The sequence below is a fragment of the Phormidium pseudopriestleyi FRX01 genome, assembly GCF_017313335.1.
GTDB lineage: Bacteria > Cyanobacteriota > Cyanobacteriia > Cyanobacteriales > Laspinemataceae > Laspinema > Laspinema pseudopriestleyi.
The window spans coordinates 1-3503 of the sequence record NZ_JAFLQW010000173.1 but is presented as its reverse complement, the minus strand read 5'-3'; the positions used below and the strand labels follow the sequence as shown (position 1 = coordinate 3503).

At 47.6% G+C, this 3503-nt stretch carries 6 protein-coding genes; 1 reads left to right on the top strand and 5 read right to left on the bottom strand.

What is annotated here, in order from left to right; genetic code table 11:
- From tilS to ccsB, 5 genes are all read right to left on the bottom strand, one after another.
- A partial coding sequence (gene tilS / locus J0895_RS06325) for a tRNA lysidine(34) synthetase TilS (RefSeq protein ID WP_207087265.1) occupies positions 1-738 on the bottom strand: 738 nt, incomplete at its 3' end.
- Between the two features lie 26 nt (positions 739-764).
- Entirely contained in the window at positions 765-1058 is a 294-nt protein-coding gene (locus J0895_RS06320; protein ID WP_207087264.1) for a KGK domain-containing protein, read from the bottom strand.
- Positions 1059-1226: 168 nt separating this feature from the next.
- Positions 1227-1523: a KGK domain-containing protein gene (locus J0895_RS06315; RefSeq protein WP_207087263.1), complete on the bottom strand. Its 297-nt coding sequence runs from the start codon at positions 1521-1523 to the stop codon at positions 1227-1229.
- Between the two features lie 213 nt (positions 1524-1736).
- On the bottom strand, positions 1737-2027 hold the full coding sequence (locus J0895_RS06310; RefSeq protein ID WP_207087262.1) for a KGK domain-containing protein: 291 nt from the start codon (positions 2025-2027) through the stop codon (positions 1737-1739).
- Positions 2028-2163: 136 nt separating this feature from the next.
- Positions 2164-3231, bottom strand: coding sequence for a c-type cytochrome biogenesis protein CcsB (ccsB, locus tag J0895_RS06305; protein WP_207087261.1), 1068 nt, complete (start codon positions 3229-3231; stop codon positions 2164-2166).
- Between the two features lie 39 nt (positions 3232-3270).
- On the opposite strand from ccsB, the gene J0895_RS06300 reads away from it, so the two are divergent.
- Positions 3271-3435 carry a hypothetical protein gene (locus J0895_RS06300; RefSeq protein ID WP_207087260.1) on the top strand — a complete coding sequence of 55 codons (165 nt, stop codon included), beginning with the start codon at positions 3271-3273 and terminating at the stop codon, positions 3433-3435.
- Positions 3436-3503 lie beyond the last annotated feature (68 nt).

The window sequence follows — 3503 nt, the reverse complement described above, 5'->3', positions numbered from 1 at the left end:
TTGTTCCAACAGTTCCCTCGCTTGAGTTTCCAGGTACTCCACATCAGCGCGTAAGAGTTCGGCAGTTTGTGCGAGATGTTGCTCTACACTGGGGTTAAACTGTTGAGTGAGGTAAGGAAGCAACTCTTGACGGATACGGTTACGGGAATAAGTGATGTCCAGGTTGGTGGAGTCTTCCCAAATTGTTATCTCACGCTGGTGACAAAAGGTGCCGGTTTGTTGGCGGCTAACTTCTAGGAGGGGACGCACCAGGCGGAGGGTGGGAGTGAGATGCCGGTCCCAGGAAAGGGCTTGTAATCCATCGGCCCCGGTGCCCCGCATTAAGTTAAACAGGAGGGTTTCAGAGCGATCGCTCTGGGTGTGACCCGTGACGAGGGTGGGATAGCCTTCTGCTTGGGCGATCGCGCTTAAGGCATGATAGCGCCATTCTCGCGCACCAGCTTCTGTAGGCAGGAGTTCAGTGCCAGCGGTTTGGAGGAAAAAGGGTAACTGCCACTGTTTTGTGAGAGTTTCCACATATTCGGCATTAGGGGTAGAATCGCTACGCCACTGATGATCACAATGGGCGATCGCCAGATGCCAATTCCATTTAGGCTGCAAATCTAACAGCAATTGGGCTAAACAGAGGGAATCTTGTCCACCGGAGACGGCAATTAAAATGCGATCGCCCGGTAACAATAACCCGCGTTGTCGCAAGGTGCGATGGAGTTTCACATGGAGAGGAGTCCATTGAGTCATGGGTGATTGAGCATCGGTTGTTTATCTTAATTATCCATTTTCCGAATGTCATCCAGTGGAGATTCCGGTTCTGTGGGGCGATCGGGATAAAATTCTATATGGATTTTCATTTTTCCAGTTTGCCATCCTTTTCCAGGTTGGAGAACTTTACATTCCCACCCATTGAGAAAAAAGTCTTTTAATGGCCCGCCAGTTTGACGCTGCCAGTATTCAAGCAGCTTTGCCAGGGTAAAAAAATCGGGCAAACTCATTTTATTCTGATTTGATTGTTGAGAAATTACATCAGCTTCTAAATCCAAACTTATCCATTTATTATCCATGTTTTTTTTCTCCTTTTATGAGGTTTATCGTTTATTTTTCTTCGTTGCATCTCCTGATTTGGCTTCAGCAAACTAAGGAGATGCAATCAAATTTAGAATCCGCCAGGGGTTGACAATTATTTAATCTTTGACTAAATCTCCTTTTATTAGCGTAACTTCGGCTTGATTCTAAGGGTCCATTTTCCGAATATCATCCAGGGGTGAATCTGGTTCGCTGGGGTTATCCGGGCAAAATTCGACACTGATTCTAATTTTTCCAGTCTGCCATTTTTTCCCCGGTTGGAGGACTTTACACTCAAACCCATCGATAAAAGCTTGCTCGTCCTCACTCAGTTGCTCTCGCAGGTGATCAAGGATTTGGATACCCGTAAAATTCAAGGGCCAATCCTCAATTTGATTTTCGGAATTGAATTGTTGAGAAATTACATCCTCTTCTGGATTCAAGATTATCCAGCTTTCATCCACGGTTTTATTCCTCCTTGTAGGATACGCAAAATAGTGAGGTGAGGTTGATGAAATTTTCCATGAAATAGGGTGCGTTCAGGTAGTGTAACGCACCCAAATAGGTTGTCTTGCTGAGTTCAGATTGGATAAGAAAATCGAGCGAATATCTGCTATATAACCTTAGCCAATACCAGATTTTTTTCCCAGCTAAGATGATGGAACAAGAATTGCCAATTATTCCGGCTGAATGGTGGAAGGTTCAGAAAAACCGCTGAGATGATTTTGAACCGGGTTACTGTCTTCTGGACAAAATTCAAGACGCAGTTGAACTTTTCCCCGTTGCCAGTATTTGCCTGGACTTAACACTTCACATTCTAAGCCCTCGGTAAACAAACTTTCTTCTTCTAATTTGGTTTGCAACAAATCCATGAGTTCACTGACTTTGAAGGTGCATTGAAACATCAGATTGCTGCCACTGGTAGACAGGACGTCTTCGTTTCCGAGCGTCTCAAATCGCTGATCCATTTCTATCTCCGCGTTCTATTAATTTGACAGTTTCCCGGCTGCGGTTATGGGGTTGATATTCAGTTTTCGTGTAAAGGGCGATCGCCCTTTACGCACTACTCCGAATGAACCCCCATAACCACTTTGTGTTGAGGGTTTAGAAAAACCAACCGTAGGAATGCAACCCTTTACCCAAAAGATTGACCCCAAGATAACAGATCCAGACTACGACAAATCCAGCGGCGGCTAAAATTGCTGGTTTTCGTCCTTGCCAACCTCGGGTAATGCGGGAATGGAGGTAAGCAGCAAAGACTAACCAAGTAATTAATGCCCAGGTTTCTTTCGGGTCCCAACTCCAGTAGGAACCCCATGCTTCGTTTGCCCAAACTCCACCGGCGATGATGCCAATGGTGAGGAGGGGAAACCCTAATCCGATAATCCGATAACTGATGTTATCCAGGGTGTCGGCGAGGGTGAGGCGTTGGGGAGAAAGGGCTACAGCAAGGGTTTCGGTAGCCGGTTGGGTTTGGGTTTGCACAACGTCAAGAACGGCTATGTTTCCAGCAAGACCCTTGCCGTTGTTCTCACTGGAGAATCCGATGGCAAGTTCAGGGGTGACGGCAGGACCTTCGACGGCGGGGATGGGGGTTCCTGCACGATGGAGGCGGTAGCGATCGCTGCGATAGGACCCATTCCCAATGGAACTCCCGCGCAGTTGGATATTTTGACCCCTTGTCACGACTAAGAAGGCGATCGCCAGCAGGGAACCCACCATCAGAGTGGCATAACTGAGCATCATGACGCTGACGTGCATCATTAACCAGTTGGATTTCAAGGCAGGGACGAGGGGTGCCGATTGCTGCATTTCCCCAGGTAACGTGAGGGCGGCGAAGGCGGTAATCGCCATTGCCACCGGGGAAGTGGCAACCCCCACTAACCGACTGCGGCTCATATTTTCCGCGATTAGATGAATCGTGGTAATTCCCCAGACGAGGAAAAAGAGGGATTCATAGAGGTTACTTAAGGGAAAATACCCCGCTTCGATCCAACGTGCGCCGAGTAGGGTGGCGATGCAGAGATTGGCGATCGCCATGCCACTGGTACCCAAGGACCACAAAGCGGGAATTCCCGGAAATGCTGCACCTATCCAATACAACAACAGGGTAATGAATAGGACGCAGAAGGATGTATTGTCTAGCCAATTCTGAAGGCTACTGAGATCCACAAGCATTCTCCGATCGGTTTAGATTAAGACGTTCTAGTTATGTCCATCCTAACCATTCTTGTGGCGGCTCAAACCTATGAATTTGGTACCGGAGTTTTCAGGGGCGATCGCAGTTGGGGATTTTTGGGAGTCAGTCCCACCCTAACCGCGATCGTCCCCGTCCTTGTCTATTATAGAAAGCACCGTAAAACCCATGTGCTTTAGCCGTGGGATATAAGGTGGGTGAACGTAGGTACGTAGTTAACCAAATCCATGGTATAATTAGTCTGTGC